This is a genomic window from Pseudomonas sp. Irchel s3h14 (assembly GCF_900187425.1).
Classification (GTDB): Bacteria; Pseudomonadota; Gammaproteobacteria; order Pseudomonadales; family Pseudomonadaceae; genus Aquipseudomonas.
Map to the genome: position 1 here is coordinate 165,247 of NZ_FYDJ01000005.1, position 13,136 is coordinate 178,382.

The window sequence follows — 13,136 nt, forward strand, 5'->3', positions numbered from 1 at the left end:
TGACTTTTTATTTAGCCATCAGTACTTTTATATATTTCTGACACGCAGCGAGGGCAATCAGCCCTCGGTCGCCGTCGTCGGTGACGCCGATAATTCGTTGAGCATGCGCCGGGTCAAGTTCGGCTCTTGTGGGGCCATAAACCACGCTGCCGGTGGTGGCGGTGGTTGGCATCGATCCGTTACCGGCGCTGGTGGTGGCGTCGAGTAGGACTGACAGGCGCAGATCAGCAGTAGTAAGGCGGTCGCGCAGGCGACCTTGATCACGTTGAACATCGCTCAGGACTCGATAATAGGTTTGTTCGCTGGTTGCCAAGCGCTGCTCGAGCGCGAGGCGTTTGTCCTGTTCGGCACGCTGTTGCGCGGCCGAGACCTGGGTCAGTTGGTTGAGGGTTTCGGTGTGGAGCCGGGCCTGCTCGCTGAGGCGACTGCCGTAGCGCCAGCCCTGCACCTTCCAGACCGACGCGGCAGATCCGCCGACCAATGTGGTCAGCAGCACGCCAACGGCTAACAGACGGTACGGCGCGGGGATCAGGTCGACGACACACATAGCACTGCCCTCGCCCGTTTCCACAGCTGCAGCCGATCTTGCAGGCCGTTGAGTCCACCGTTGATCTTGCGGGTGATCGCCTCGAACTCGTCCCGATCCGCCAGGGCATTCAGCTCTCGCACCCACCAGAACCACGCCGCCGACTCGGCCGCCCATTGCGGCTGCTCGAGCAGCTCAGGGGTGCGCAGCAAGCGCTCGTCGCCGAACAGCGCCAGGCTGCAGCGCAGGTAGTTGCTATGGCCGGTCACCTGGATCAGACCGCGCCCGCGATAGCGCTGGCCATCTCCATCCGCCTCTGGGGTGTTGCCCAGTTTCGCGGCCAGGTTGCCGGTGTCGTATTTGCTCAGGTACTGATTGCCGCCCAGCTCGCGGACGTACTGCAGCTGGCCAGACTCGTGCCCGACTTGGGCCAGGAACGCAGCCTGCCGCGTCGGTGTGTTGATCTGCCGATGCGCCATGGCCGTGTTCAGGGCGGATACAAAAACGCCCGCTTGGCGGCGGGCGTTCGGGAGGATTCGTAGCAATTGCTGTTCCGTGATGGACATACAAACTCCTGGTATAAAAAAACCGCTCGCAGCGGGTTAATGGGGATGCGATAGCGTTAGGCGAGACTGACGACCTTGACCGGCTTCACCTCCTTCTTTTTCTTGCCTTTGGCGTTGGCTTTGCCCTTGTTGCCGCCGTTGCATTCGACCGTGGTCGACCAGCCGGCCGGGGTGTAAGTCTGCTCCACCGAATCCGCCAGATACTCGCCATCGAGCCCGACCTTGAAGCCCTGAGCATTGATCGGCCGCTCGGCAAACAGGTCGGTGCGACCGGTCATTTCGAAGCGCACCCCCGCGCCGGAGCGGTTGAACGCGGCCAAGCGCGCCTTGGCCGCCGACTCGGCGGCGGTCTTGTTTGGGTGAATGTGCCGATCGGTATGCACCGAGGGCAGGCCGGCCGGCGCGTCCTCATTGTCCAGGGACACCACCGCGAGCTTGCCGCCCTTCTTGTCTTGGTGCTTGGTGGCCACCTTGCCGTGCGTATTGCGATCGCCCAGGCGGAACTGCCAGCGGCTGACGTCGCTGCGCGTGAGGGTGATCGCGCCGAACGCCTTGCCGCTCGCGCTCTGTCCGCCCTGGCGCGGCATCACCAACAATTTGCCATCGGCGACCTTGGCCGTGCAGTCGTACTGCTTAGCCAGGCGCGTGATGAAATTAAAGTCGGATTCGCTGAGCTGGTCCGCCCGCGGGACCTTGGTGGCCACCGGACAACTCGGCTCCCAGCCGTTACGCGCGGCGATATCGCCCACGATTTTCGACAGTGGCACGTCCTCCCAGCTCCCGCTGCGAATGGTCTTGCCACTGCCGCGCATATCGCTGGCCTTGCCCTTGATCACCAGCGTATCCGGCGGTCCCAATACCGTGATCTCGTCGACCACGTAGCGACCCAAACGGGCCAGCCCCGTCTCGACATAGCCCATGTAGATCTCGATCCCAGCACCGCGCCGGGGCAGCGTCACCAGCCCGTCACGGTCGTCAATGCGTAACTCGAACTCGTCGGAATCCATCCCGGGTTTGTCGGTGGTGCTGAGCTGGATCAGCCGATCATTGATCAGGCCGGTGATGTCGACACCATCGGCGACGACGCGAAACATGGGGGTCATGGGGATATCCAAAAGAGAACCCGCACCAGGCGGGTTTAGGGAAGGGGCGTTACGCGTAACGCCATCGAGCGCCGGCGGCGACTCCGGACAGGGTCAGTCCCAGAGCGTGACGGCCTCGGTGACCGGGCTCGGCAGATCCGGCAGGACGATGATCAAGCCGGTGCGAAACGGCTGCTCCTCCTCGGCCAGCCCCTGATTGGCATCAAGCACCGCCTCGACACTGCCGCTCAGATGGCCGTAGTAGTTGTGGCAAAGGGTGTCCAACAGATCCCCGTCAGACGTTCTGCATGTCGTCGCCATAGCGTCCGAACTCCAGGGTGAACTCTTGTTTACGCGGAATCCCGCCTTGCATCAGCGCGCTTTGATCTTCGTCGACGCTCTTCAGGCACCAGGTGCCCAGCACGTCGCCATAGCCCGTGGTCAGCGTCAGCGGCTGAAGCCGGGCGCCGATCGAGCGCAACGTGTCGAGCTGCTTCAGCCCGCCCTTGAAGCCCGGGAAAATCTGGCCCTTGAGGGTGATTTTCTCGTCGCCCATGCCGACGCCCTGCTGCGCCGGCCGGCGCGACAAACGCTCCTGCGAGGCCCAGCGGAATTCGGTCGAGCGGCGCAACGAGTCAAAGGCCGCCGTGTCGAGGTTGAAGTAATACGGCTGCGCCTTGGGATCGAGCGGCTGAAGGATCAACAGGTGCGGGAACGGCTTCACCGCCTCCGGCGCTGGCGTGCCATCGGTGACAAATGCCCACGACGGCAACACCGTGGTCAACGCCGGACTGACCTTGCCGGCGATCTTGCTGATGGCCGACGCCGCCCGGGCCGCCTGCGCCTTCAGCATCTCCACGCGCTCGTCAATTTGCGACACCGCCCGCGCGGCCTTGTTGTAGGTGGCCACCACCTGCCCGACCTTGGCCTGGGCCGCCTGCACCCCACGCATCACGCGCTGAAGCTTGGCCCCGACCGCCGGCCCGACAAAGGGCAAATCCTCCAGCTCGGACGCCGCCCCGGTGATTTCGCCGATCGCGCCATTCACCGGCCCCAGCATGCCGTCCAGGCTACGCCGGCCGGTTTCCCCGGCCGTGGCCAGGTAATTCAAGCCCGACTGTAACTGCTGCAATGCTGTCTTTTCCTGATCAGACATATGCCCTCCTGATTAAACATGCGGTTCGTCGTACAGCTTGCTACTGCCCACCTGCTTGGCCATGTCGCGATAGTACTGATCGAGCTGCGGCTTGATCTGCGCAAAAAGCTGATTGCCATCCTTCACGTCGCCGTTCACCACCAGCGAAAACGGCGCCTGAATGTCCACTTTCGATTCGATGGTGGTCGGTACCGGCTTCGCCGCCATCGCCAACGGCCCCGCCGGCAGGCCCGCGTCCGCACTGGCCGGGGGCAACATCATGGCCCGGGCGGCGTCACCCGGTTGCGGCGCCGGGGCTTCCAGCCCGGAGCGAATGACCTTGGGCCGACGCAGCTCCGAACCCGGAAAGCGCACCTTGTTGGCAAAGTGCGGCAGCAACATGGCGTCTTTGGAGTCGAGGTCGCGCGGGTCATACGACACCGGCGGCGCCGGTGGCGGCTCAAACGCTTTCGGCGCCGTGTCGAACGATTTGGCGATGTCGCCCATCACCGGCGGCACGTTCTTGCCGGCATTGGCCATCATCAGCGGCCCGGCCGCCGGCATGCTCTTCAGCGCTTCGTCCGTGCCGAACATCGACTTGCCGAGGTAACCGCCCAAGGCGTCGCCGCCCATGTTGCCGAGAACACCGCCAACCAGCCCGCCAATAGCGGTGCCAATGACCGGCAAAAGCATCGTGCCGAGAGCGGCCCCAGCCGCAGCCCCGGATAACGCTCCAGCCAAACCACCCGCCGCCCCGCCATAGCCTTCGGCTTTCTCGTCCCGCGTCTCGGCGTTCTGGTAGGTGTCGTAGGCCTTAAACCCCGCATCCACCACCGCGACCACTGCCGTGCCTTTGACCACGGAGCCGACGCCTCCGCCGCCTCCGCGACCACCACCCTTGCCGCCTTTTTTGCCCTTGCCATCGGTATCGAGGTCGCCGGCGTCCAGGCCGCCACCGCCACCCATGCCCCCCATGTTGGTCACGATCACCTTTTGCGGGATGTTCGGATTGCCCATCAGCGAGCCACGGCCGATGTTCAGTAGGCCCTTGGCGATCTTGAAGGTACTCATGGCCGACTGAAAGGCGATCACGGCCGCGACGACCGCACCGATGCCGGTCACCAACTTAGGCGATTCGTCCGACAGCTTGCTCAGCCCTTGGGTGACGTAGGTCAGCCCGTCCGCCACCTTATCGGTCACCGGCCGGAAGACATCGCCGATCGCGCGCATGGCGTCGTCCATGGACTGGGCCATTTCCGACCACTTTTGCGCCGACGACTGCCGGCGTTCCTCCAGGTTCTTATCTAATATCCCGGTGGCACTCGCCGACTCCGATTTCAGCTTGGCGTACAGATCCTTGTTCTGCATGAACGCGGTCAACGCGCCCTTGACCTGCATGTCGGCGAACAGGTCGCCGGTGCGCAAGGCTTGTTCCAGGGACGCAATCATGGCCTTGGCTTTTTCCGGATCGGTCTCCTGGCTGATCTCGGCCGTGGCCTTCGCCATGGCGGCGGCCTTCTTCGGGTCGGTCGCCGCGATGTACTTCTGGGCCAGCTCAAAGCTGGATTCCAGCGTCGATTTGCCATTCTGCAGGCCGGTGTTCATCGACGCCTGATAGTCAATCCCGGCGTCCTTGTAGGCCTTGACCGTGTCGCCCGAACCGATCTTTTCCATCCAGTTTTTGAGGTTGCCGGCCGCCTCATCCGAACCGCCGGCAGTCTTCATTTGCACCTGAAGCATGGCGCCCAGTTGCGTCACCGAATCCATGCCGGTAATGCCCAGCTTGCCCATACCGGCCAGCAGCTCGGGAAACCAACGCGCCATGTCGGCCGCCTCGAAACTGCCCGCCTGCCCTTGGTAGGCGATCGCCTCCAGCGCCTTCTGCATCATGGCCGGGTCGGAAATCTTGGCGTTCTGCCCCAGGGCATTGATCATGCGCGCCGTTTCGCCGCCATCCGACCCCTGCCCCACGGCGAACTTGGCCGCCGTCGGCGCGTATTGCAGCGCCTTGTCCAGCTCCATGCCGGCGCCCACCAGGGCGTTGACCACCTCGGCCACCTGATTGCGCGCCATGCCGGTATCGCGCGAGGTGTCGACAATCTTCTTCGACAGCTGCGCCTCTTCGGGCTTGTTGGCAATGTTCGACTTGATCGCAATGTCACGAATGATCGCGCCATAGTCCGCGCTGACCTTGGTCGGAATCGCCATCGCCGCCGTGGCGGCCACCGCCTGGCCGACGCTGCTTTTGAGTTTCTGCTTGCCTTCGTCGAGTTGCTGGTGACCTTTGGCCTTTAGCTCGGCCTTGTTCGCCGCCTGACCCATGGCCGTGTAGGCCTTGGTCAGATTGTGGACCTCCACGCCTTGCTTTTTCAGGCTGCTGATATTGCCCTCAAGCTGTTTCAGCAGGGCGCTGGCCCCCTTCTCGCCCGCCATGTGCGCCTTGCGCCATTCATCGCGCAACCGCATGGTGTCGCCGATGGTCTTTTCCAGCACCCGGGCTTTTTGGCCTTCGGCCTCCAGGCGCTTGATGCGACTGGTGACATCCTTGAACGCCGAGCCCACCGTGGAGCTGACCGCCCCGCCAATGACCAGGCCGAGCGCGAGTTTGTTCGCCATGTGCGTGCCCTATACGTCGGGTCAATCAAAGGCGGCTCAATCCGTGAGCCACCACACCATCTCAGAAAACGGCATGGCCTTGATCTCGGCGGCCGAGAAACCAGTCTCTTTTGCCAAGCGTCGGGCCAGTGCCTTGAGGGTGGTTTCGTTACACGTCGTCTTCTTCAACCAGACGAAAATAGCCGGCCTGCAAGCGGTTGTAGTCTTTGATTTTCAGGGACGCCAGATCCGTTTCGGTGGCCATGATCAAGCTGCAAAACAGGTTCTTTTCCATCTTGTCGTATTCGCCACCGCCGGCGGCCTTGGCGGCCTCCATGTCCCTGACGCTGGGCGCGCGCATCGTCACCTTGTCGACGAGAACGCTGCTGATATTGGCCTTGTAGGCCAGCGTGACGGTAACGCCGTCGTCGGTGAGTTCCAGCCACTTCGGCAACGGTTTGTTCAGGCTTACTTGAGTCATGTTCTTTAGTCCTTAGAGGCCGACGGCCGAGCGTTCTGCGGCCAGTTGATCGACACCGTCGATCACCTGAATCATGTTGATCGGGTCGATTTCGTACATCACGCGACCGTCGATTTCGAGCTTGTAGTAAACGGCCTTGATCGCGTGCTTGATTTCCGCCTTGTCGCCCGGCTTCCAGTCGCCCATGTCGACCTCTTTGATACCGCCGCGCAGGGTCACCACAACCGGCGTCACCACCCCTTTTAAGCCCCGGAAGGCGCCACGAAAGACGATGGCGCACGCGGTCTGATCGGCCAAGCCGAAGTACTTCAGCGACTCACGGCGCACGCCGTTGGTGGTAAACGCCGCTTCCAGCTTTTCCAGCCCCATGGCCATTTCGATCGGGGCGGACATGCCGCCGCCCTGATAGTCGTCGGTTTTTTGCGTCAGCTTGGGCAGCGACAGGGTTGGCACGTCGCCGGCGAAACTCACACCGTCGACAAAGGCGTTCATGTTGGAGAGAACTTGAGGAATCATTGATCGGCCCCCTTAGGCTGCTTCAAGAACTTCGGTCGCCCATTGATCGGTGACTTCGAAGAGGAAATTCGGGTTTTCTGCCGGCGGCACATCGGTAAAGCGAATGCGCCAATAGACTTTGCCCTGCATGATTTGGCTGGCCGTGGTCAATTCGTCGTCGGGGTAGACTTCAAAGTTGATGATCGCGCCGGCGTTTTTCTCGTCGCGCATGAACGCCTGAAGCCCCCCGGTCACGTCCGAGACATAGGTCTTGGTGATCGAGCGATCGACCGCCCATTTGTGCCCGGCCTGCACCGCGTCCATGAGGATGTCGCAGGTCCGCACCCGGGTGACGAACGCCCATTTCGGGTCGCTGGACAACGTGCGGTTACCCCACAGGCGATAGCCACCATCCCGGATGATCGTCGCGATGTTCGCGTTGTTCAGCAGGTTGGCCCGGCAGGTTTCGTCGCCGTCCAGATACTCGATCGGGCGCGTGGTGCCGGTGATGCCGACAAACTCCTTGTTCGACGGCGACGCCCAGTAGCCGTAAGTAGCATCGGTCCAGGCGAACAGCCCCGCGACCCAGGCCGAGCCCGGGGCATCGACCGTCGTGCTGAGCACGGTGTCCCAGAACTGCACCCCGGGATCGACCATAAACAGGCGCTTGCTGCCGAACTCCAGGGCGTAGGCCATGGCCGCCTCATCGGTGGTATTCGGCCCGTCGACAATGGCGATCGCGCGCAACTTGCCGGCCAGGGCATCCATGGCGGTGGCCACCGCTTGCGTCGAGGAATGCCCCGGGGCGATCAGCAGTTTCGGCTGGGCGTTGTGCTTGCTCTTGCCGTCCAGCAACGCCTGAAGGCCGGTACGCTGGCCACCGGCGAGAACGCCACCAATGATGGCGGACGTTTGCAGCGCAGCGTCTTCCAGCTTGGGCACGCCGATAGCGACAATCACCGCCTTGGCCTTGGCGTAGATCGCCTGGCAGGCCTTGGTAATCGCCGCACCGGCGCCGAACGCGGCGATGGCTTCACGCTCGGACGTGATCAGCTTCAGCTCGCCGGCCAGGGCTGTGCCGCCGCCGAGCATGCCCGGGGTGAAGGTGTCGCACAGACCGATGATCGACGACGACGGCAGCGAAATAGTCCGCGCGCCGTTGTCGATCAACGTGGTGGTGACGCCGTGAAAGAAACTCATAAGGCTCAATCTCCAGAAACGAAAAAGCCCCGCATAAACGAGGCTGTCAGGGATGTTCGTGTTACGCGTAACGGAAAAGAAAACGCCCCGTCAGTGCGGGGCGTTATTGGGCCAAGCTGGCAATCCATGCCGGGGGCTGGGGGCGGCCTGACTGATCAGGGAACAGCGTCACATCCGGCCAATCGCGCAACGCCTGGCGGTAGGCATACAGGTCGGATCGCTGTTCAGCGGTGATCGGGTAATCCGGCATTGCCAGATAGTCAGTCGCGGCAACCTGTACATTGCGCCACGCTCGCTCGCCCGCTAGCGCCGCTGTAATCTGCGCCGCCTCATCCAGAACCCAATCCCCACCAGCCCACACGTAGAACTGACCCGGCCAGCGTTTGGCGGTCAGTCCTTCAGGCAGATCGCCAAGCTTGGAATACTCCTCCGCGACGCCTGGTACTTCCGTGCGGAAAACCATGCCGCGATAGTCGACCAATTGTTGCGGCTCCCCATCGACCAGCGCCCATACGTGGCCAGCCTCGGGTTGGCTCAGAGGATTTTCCAGCTGGACGGTATTGCCCGGCAGATACTGGCCAAATCCCGGGACCTCTGGAAACTCTGACAACTCAAACGGCCCGGACAGAATGCCGAGCGGGTCAAATAAATAGATATTCATTAGCACCTCAGATCATTTTAATTCGGCCCGGATAGGCGATGTTTTTCGGGACCGTCTCAGAGCCGCCAGCGGCGCCAGTGCTGCCACCAGCCCAGGTGGCATAGGTGACGCTTCCGCCGCCCATCGCCTGCGTGCCGTAGCTTCCGGAACCGACATAGTGGGCGTGACTCTTGAATTCATCGAGACGATAGCTGCCCGCAATACGGCCCGGATCGATCCCGGCAGACTCGTCAAGGGGTCGGAAGAATTTACCGCGCGCATCTGGACAACGGAACGTGGTTGATGCCGCGCGCGAAAAATCGCGCCGACATATGAGATAAATGGCGCGAAAAGTTTTTGCGCCCATTGCAACAGAATATCAAAAACGCTCAGCTTCAACCGTGAGTGTAAACGCGCACCGTATTTGGCATCGTTCTCAAGCGACACCAGCCTGACATTAAGCGCGACCTTTGGCACACCGGAGGCTTTCACATTCCCCATCAAGCCGAAGGGGGCGTCGGCCAATCGATACTCACAGGGAACCCCGCCTGCTGCTCAATATCAGAAAGGTCAATGCGATACCGCTTCCACAGCCTTAGCAACGCGACTTTTTCAGGCGTCTCCATCCCCAGATCAACGGCATCCTGAAGCGGAGCCATAGCCGTTGTGGCCTGGTTCATAAGAGTGTCACGTTTAAGACGAGCGAGCTTTGCCAGGCCAGCCGTTTCAGCAGGCGCATCCAGAACCCAGTCCCCGCCAGCCCACACGTAGAACTGACCCGGCCAGGGTTTGGCGGTCAGCCCTTCAGGCAGATCGCCAAGCTTGGAATACTCCTCCGCGACGCCTGGTGCTTCCGTGCGGAAAACAACACCGCGATAGTCGGCCAATTGTTGCGGCTCCCCATCGACCAGCGCCCATACGTGGCCAGCCTCGGGTTGGCTCAGAGGCTTTTCCAGCTGGACGGTATTGCCCGGCAGATACTGGCCAAATCCCGGGACCTCTGGAAACGCTGACAACTCAAACGGCCCGGTCAGGATTCCGAGCGGGTCGAACACATAGATATTCATTAGCACCTCAGATCACTTTAATTCGGCCCGGATAGGCAATGTTTTTCGGGACTGTCTCAGCGCCGCCAGCGGCGCCAGTGCTGCCACCAGTCGGGGTAGCATAGGTGATGCTCCCGCCGCCCATCGCCTGCGTGCCGTAGCCTGCAGAAGGTGCATAGTGGGCGTGACTCTTGAAATCATCGAGACGATAGCTGCCCGCAGGACGGCCCGGATCAATCCCGGCAGACTCGTCAAGGGGTCGGAAGAATTTACCGCGCGCATCTGGACCACGGAACGTGGTCGCACCATCGCCCGAGGTCCAACCGCCCTCCATACCCCCACGAGCGGCTTCTGTAGTCAGCATTCCCGATTGCTGAGCGTGGTCCCACAACCATGGCCAATCGGCACGAATAAAGACGGCATTGCCCAACGGAGCGTGACCACCCGGATTCAATACGGTCGTCGTTTCAAACACGGGCCGCCCGAGTGCCGTACCGTCTAAGCGCGCAATCGGTATCCAGTTGCCCTTGCCATCACTGCGCAAATGCCAATAATCCCCGGCCCCCATCAGGTAAAAAAACGGATAGCCGGCCGCATTCAGATGGGTATGGAACTTGATTTTGTTGCTACCGGCCGCCTTGATCACCAACCGGTTGATGGTGTTATCGACCCGTCGCACCACCACACCACGAACACCCAGCGCCGAGTTGGCGTCGGGCAGCTCAACCGTCAACGCCCCTGCGCTGGCATCAATCAGGACAAGCCCCAACTCGTTTGCCACCAAGGACTTTGATGTGTTGACCTCCACTAAAGGGATTTGGCCCACGCCGTTAATCAAGTCGATTGTTTCGGTTTTGGTGTAGGCGTCCGTGATCCCATAACCGACCAGCGTTGTTGGATTGCTCCCGCCTGTGACTAATCCTTTTGAGCTGACGGATACCTTCGTGAATGAGCCGGCCACAACCCCACTATCAGCCAAAGACAGCGTGATCTCAGTGTCCGCACTGCCATCGTAGGTGCCCGACCCCGTCGCCGCCCCTGTGAATTTCAGTGTGCGAGCAGTCTTCAGCTGAAGTGCTTTACCGACAACGCTCGTACCAGCAACGATCTTTGCTATCTGATCCTTGAGCCATTTGGTCCGACTTGCCAGCTGTTTGGCTTGCAGGTTGTCGATGCCTTCAGGGCCTCCCAGAACTGGATCAGACGTCTCTAGCTGATAGATGCCTTCCGGCCATTCATTTAATTCGGGTAGATCGGCCATTAGCTGCTCCCATGGTTGTATTGGCCATCGCGCCGCGCTACGCCGTTATGCCGAATGGGGACTGACTGATAGTCGAGTGTCACCAAGCGGCAGCGTGTAGGAGCGACGGAAAGAAGAAGGCGGCGCAGGAGCGCGGCCTGATCATTGGTCATGGCACGTTGAAGAAAGACCCGGTAAAGCGGCCAGGCGGAAGAGTCGCCATGGACGTAAGCGCCATTTCTCGTGATTGACCCATCGTGTATTCGATTGCTCAAGCCTTCCTGGAGCGTTACCTCGCCGAAGCCCAGCAAGCGAATGACCTCGCGAATAGCCCAAGGCGTACCTTTATAGCGATGCAACTGGGCGGCGTTCTTGATCAGATTGCGCTTGGCGTCCTCTGATTCAGCCAGTAGCCAGGCTGCCTCATCGAGCAGGGAGAACTGATCTGCGAGGTGAGGTAGCAACTGGGGCTTAACCAGGTCAACCAGGTAAACCAACATTGCGTTGAGGTCGAGCCCTTCCAGCGTCTCATCGAGCAGCTCACAAAGCACCGCGAAGCGCTCGTCGCTAGCCAATGCCGGTGGCAGTTGCTGACTAGCCATAGACCACCCCGACATCCTCAAGCTGGATCGAGGTGCAGTTCGCCCATTCGTTTCCTTGAAGCTCCCGCAAGATGCTCGGCAGTTCCAAGTCGGCCCTATAAACACCATTTACTTGCAACAACGCAGTCAGCTGCTCCTGGACAAGGTCGCGGCCAAGCCCGGCCCTTCGCTCAATCGCATATGCCTCTGCTGCCGCTTTTGCTGCCTTCATTGCCTCATCACGGCTTGCCATGTCGTAAAAGGTGATGCGCGCCTTAATCTGATAGGAGACTTCGGTTGGTGCGTAGGAGTGAACCGTGTCACACAGCGGGCGAAGCTTCTCACCGCTGACCACGCTTTTGACCCGCTGAAGCAAGTCTTCTGAAGGCAATCCAGTGATGGTCAGTGGGAATAGCGCCACATGCCCATTCGGCTGGCCTTCGTCAGGCCCATGCACGGCGACATCAATGATTGACTGGTGTACGGCCAGAGCGTGGTAGCGATAGGCTCCCCGGCTGCCTGCGTTGCTGAAAGCTTCAGGTGCCAGGATGATCCGCTCACGGTAGCGGTCGTCCTCCTCATCCTCAGCGCCTTCCGCAGTCACGTTGATATTGGTGGCGACAAGGCCATCTGCGGGTGAGTTACCAATGCTGCTGATCTGGCCAATAGCCCAACCATTGCCCAGCTCACCAACAGTCAAACACGTGGCCGTCACGCTGATCTGTGCCTGTCCGGCCGGGATGACAGCGTCCTGGTCAGTCAGAAAAGCTAGTTTGGCGTCTTGGGTGCTGACGCGAGTGCCGGCACGAATAAGCAACACTTGCTGCACGGCGACCGGCATTGTGAAACGCAATGTGCAGCGCGCGGGGACTGCCAACAACCTCGGGGTTGCGACCAGTTCGCCCAGGTAATCAAGAATTGGAGCCTTGGCATAACGTACCAGGAGCTGCTGGCCAGCACTCTGGATCGCCATCTGCAGGCGAGTCTCGGAATAGGCGACCTGGTCTATAAATAGTCGCTCTACCTGCGCGGGATACAGCGTTTTTCCTGTTTTTTCCTCGTATCGAGCGATCAAACTGGCTTCGTTGGCCGCTGGATCAATCTCGACGAATACCGGTTTAGGCAGCTCGCGCATAAGGCACCTCGGTCAACTGGGCGACACCGTCCGCGACACGCCACTGCACGCGCACAACGATGCGCGAGTCCTCAACGAGCACTAGCACCTGAACGACCGAGACTCGGGTTTCCCACCGACGGATAGCGTCGACCGCTTCACGCACCAAGTGCGGGGTCACACGGTTGACGGGCCAGTCGATGTACAGATGAATGTCGCTGCCAAACTCAGGACGGTGAGCGTCACTGCCTTTGGGTGTGGTCAGGATGATACGGATGGCTTGGTCGATATCGCGCAAACCCTCGACCACCTCGCCGGAGGTTCCGAGGGCCGGCTGCCAGTGGGCGGCGGTGATGCTGGTATAGGGAGTGGGCGTCGTCATGCGCCCATAATGCGAAAACCGACGAGCGTCGGCTTTTAATCGAGTTTAAAGAC

Annotated in this window: 16 protein-coding genes; all 16 read right to left on the reverse strand. The window is 61.0% G+C overall.

Going from position 1 to position 13,136, the window contains the following annotated elements; all coding sequences use genetic code 11:
• Nucleotides 1-7 precede the first annotated feature (7 nt).
• A complete protein-coding gene (locus CKW16_RS12270; RefSeq protein WP_095128638.1) occupies nucleotides 8-547 on the reverse strand; it encodes a lysis system i-spanin subunit Rz in 540 nt (179 codons plus the stop codon).
• Complete coding sequence (locus tag CKW16_RS12275; protein ID WP_095128639.1) at nucleotides 529-1,092, reverse strand: glycoside hydrolase family 19 protein; 564 nt, start codon at nucleotides 1,090-1,092, stop codon at nucleotides 529-531. Before CKW16_RS12275 ends, CKW16_RS12270 begins: the two co-directional genes overlap by 19 nt.
• Before the next feature lie 56 nt (nucleotides 1,093-1,148).
• Nucleotides 1,149-2,195: a phage late control D family protein gene (locus CKW16_RS12280; RefSeq protein ID WP_095128640.1), complete on the reverse strand. Its 1,047-nt coding sequence runs from the start codon at nucleotides 2,193-2,195 to the stop codon at nucleotides 1,149-1,151.
• Nucleotides 2,196-2,288: 93 nt separating this feature from the next.
• Nucleotides 2,289-2,495, reverse strand: a complete 207-nt coding sequence (locus CKW16_RS12285) for a tail protein X (protein ID WP_046047780.1) — start codon at nucleotides 2,493-2,495, stop codon at nucleotides 2,289-2,291.
• The gene (locus CKW16_RS12290; protein WP_095128641.1) at nucleotides 2,470-3,330 is read right to left on the reverse strand and encodes a phage tail protein; all 861 of its coding nucleotides are present in this window, start codon (nucleotides 3,328-3,330) and stop codon (nucleotides 2,470-2,472) included. The genes CKW16_RS12285 and CKW16_RS12290 overlap by 26 nt, the downstream gene beginning before the upstream one ends.
• 12 nt (nucleotides 3,331-3,342) lie before the next feature.
• Complete coding sequence (locus CKW16_RS12295; protein WP_095128642.1) at nucleotides 3,343-5,925, reverse strand: phage tail tape measure protein; 2,583 nt, start codon at nucleotides 5,923-5,925, stop codon at nucleotides 3,343-3,345.
• A gap of 148 nt (nucleotides 5,926-6,073) precedes the next feature.
• On the reverse strand, nucleotides 6,074-6,385 hold the full coding sequence (locus CKW16_RS12300) for a phage tail assembly protein (RefSeq protein ID WP_095128643.1): 312 nt from the start codon (nucleotides 6,383-6,385) through the stop codon (nucleotides 6,074-6,076).
• A 12-nt stretch (nucleotides 6,386-6,397) separates the two neighbouring features.
• The gene (locus CKW16_RS12305; RefSeq protein ID WP_095128644.1) at nucleotides 6,398-6,901 is read right to left on the reverse strand and encodes a phage major tail tube protein; all 504 of its coding nucleotides are present in this window, start codon (nucleotides 6,899-6,901) and stop codon (nucleotides 6,398-6,400) included.
• A gap of 12 nt (nucleotides 6,902-6,913) precedes the next feature.
• A complete protein-coding gene (locus tag CKW16_RS12310) occupies nucleotides 6,914-8,080 on the reverse strand; it encodes a phage tail sheath family protein (RefSeq protein WP_046047785.1) in 1,167 nt (388 codons plus the stop codon).
• Between the two features lie 103 nt (nucleotides 8,081-8,183).
• Nucleotides 8,184-8,741 carry a phage tail assembly chaperone gene (locus CKW16_RS12315; protein WP_095128645.1) on the reverse strand — a complete coding sequence of 186 codons (558 nt, stop codon included), beginning with the start codon at nucleotides 8,739-8,741 and terminating at the stop codon, nucleotides 8,184-8,186.
• 7 nt (nucleotides 8,742-8,748) lie between these two features.
• Nucleotides 8,749-9,087, reverse strand: a complete 339-nt coding sequence (locus CKW16_RS12320) for a hypothetical protein (RefSeq protein ID WP_095128646.1) — start codon at nucleotides 9,085-9,087, stop codon at nucleotides 8,749-8,751.
• 133 nt (nucleotides 9,088-9,220) lie between these two features.
• On the reverse strand, nucleotides 9,221-9,787 hold the full coding sequence (locus tag CKW16_RS12325; RefSeq protein ID WP_095128647.1) for a tail fiber assembly protein: 567 nt from the start codon (nucleotides 9,785-9,787) through the stop codon (nucleotides 9,221-9,223).
• 7 nt (nucleotides 9,788-9,794) lie between these two features.
• Nucleotides 9,795-11,027, reverse strand: a complete 1,233-nt coding sequence (locus CKW16_RS12330) for a hypothetical protein (RefSeq protein ID WP_095128648.1) — start codon at nucleotides 11,025-11,027, stop codon at nucleotides 9,795-9,797.
• Nucleotides 11,027-11,608: a phage tail protein gene (locus CKW16_RS12335; protein WP_095128649.1), complete on the reverse strand. Its 582-nt coding sequence runs from the start codon at nucleotides 11,606-11,608 to the stop codon at nucleotides 11,027-11,029. The genes CKW16_RS12330 and CKW16_RS12335 overlap by 1 nt, the downstream gene beginning before the upstream one ends.
• On the reverse strand, nucleotides 11,601-12,722 hold the full coding sequence (locus CKW16_RS12340; RefSeq protein ID WP_095128650.1) for a baseplate J/gp47 family protein: 1,122 nt from the start codon (nucleotides 12,720-12,722) through the stop codon (nucleotides 11,601-11,603). The genes CKW16_RS12335 and CKW16_RS12340 overlap by 8 nt, the downstream gene beginning before the upstream one ends.
• The gene (locus CKW16_RS12345) at nucleotides 12,706-13,083 is read right to left on the reverse strand and encodes a GPW/gp25 family protein (protein WP_095128651.1); all 378 of its coding nucleotides are present in this window, start codon (nucleotides 13,081-13,083) and stop codon (nucleotides 12,706-12,708) included. Before CKW16_RS12345 ends, CKW16_RS12340 begins: the two co-directional genes overlap by 17 nt.
• Between the last annotated feature and the right edge of the window lie 53 nt (nucleotides 13,084-13,136).

Coding starts and splice junctions, on each gene's coding strand:
- CKW16_RS12290 (WP_095128641.1), bottom strand. CDS start 3,330: ATGTCTGATCAGGAAAAGACAGCATTGCAGCAGTTACAGTCGGGCTTG.
- CKW16_RS12280 (WP_095128640.1), bottom strand. CDS start 2,195: ATGACCCCCATGTTTCGCGTCGTCGCCGATGGTGTCGACATCACCGGC.
- CKW16_RS12345 (WP_095128651.1), bottom strand. CDS start 13,083: ATGACGACGCCCACTCCCTATACCAGCATCACCGCCGCCCACTGGCAG.
- CKW16_RS12285 (WP_046047780.1), bottom strand. CDS start 2,495: ATGGCGACGACATGCAGAACGTCTGACGGGGATCTGTTGGACACCCTT.
- CKW16_RS12270 (WP_095128638.1), bottom strand. CDS start 547: ATGTGTGTCGTCGACCTGATCCCCGCGCCGTACCGTCTGTTAGCCGTT.
- CKW16_RS12300 (WP_095128643.1), bottom strand. CDS start 6,385: ATGACTCAAGTAAGCCTGAACAAACCGTTGCCGAAGTGGCTGGAACTC.
- CKW16_RS12340 (WP_095128650.1), bottom strand. CDS start 12,722: ATGCGCGAGCTGCCTAAACCGGTATTCGTCGAGATTGATCCAGCGGCC.
- CKW16_RS12325 (WP_095128647.1), bottom strand. CDS start 9,787: ATGAATATCTATGTGTTCGACCCGCTCGGAATCCTGACCGGGCCGTTT.
- CKW16_RS12275 (WP_095128639.1), bottom strand. CDS start 1,092: ATGTCCATCACGGAACAGCAATTGCTACGAATCCTCCCGAACGCCCGC.
- CKW16_RS12295 (WP_095128642.1), bottom strand. CDS start 5,925: ATGGCGAACAAACTCGCGCTCGGCCTGGTCATTGGCGGGGCGGTCAGC.
- CKW16_RS12315 (WP_095128645.1), bottom strand. CDS start 8,741: ATGAATATCTATTTATTTGACCCGCTCGGCATTCTGTCCGGGCCGTTT.
- CKW16_RS12305 (WP_095128644.1), bottom strand. CDS start 6,901: ATGATTCCTCAAGTTCTCTCCAACATGAACGCCTTTGTCGACGGTGTG.
- CKW16_RS12335 (WP_095128649.1), bottom strand. CDS start 11,608: ATGGCTAGTCAGCAACTGCCACCGGCATTGGCTAGCGACGAGCGCTTC.
- CKW16_RS12320 (WP_095128646.1), bottom strand. CDS start 9,087: ATGGGCGCAAAAACTTTTCGCGCCATTTATCTCATATGTCGGCGCGAT.
- CKW16_RS12330 (WP_095128648.1), bottom strand. CDS start 11,027: ATGGCCGATCTACCCGAATTAAATGAATGGCCGGAAGGCATCTATCAG.
- CKW16_RS12310 (WP_046047785.1), bottom strand. CDS start 8,080: ATGAGTTTCTTTCACGGCGTCACCACCACGTTGATCGACAACGGCGCG.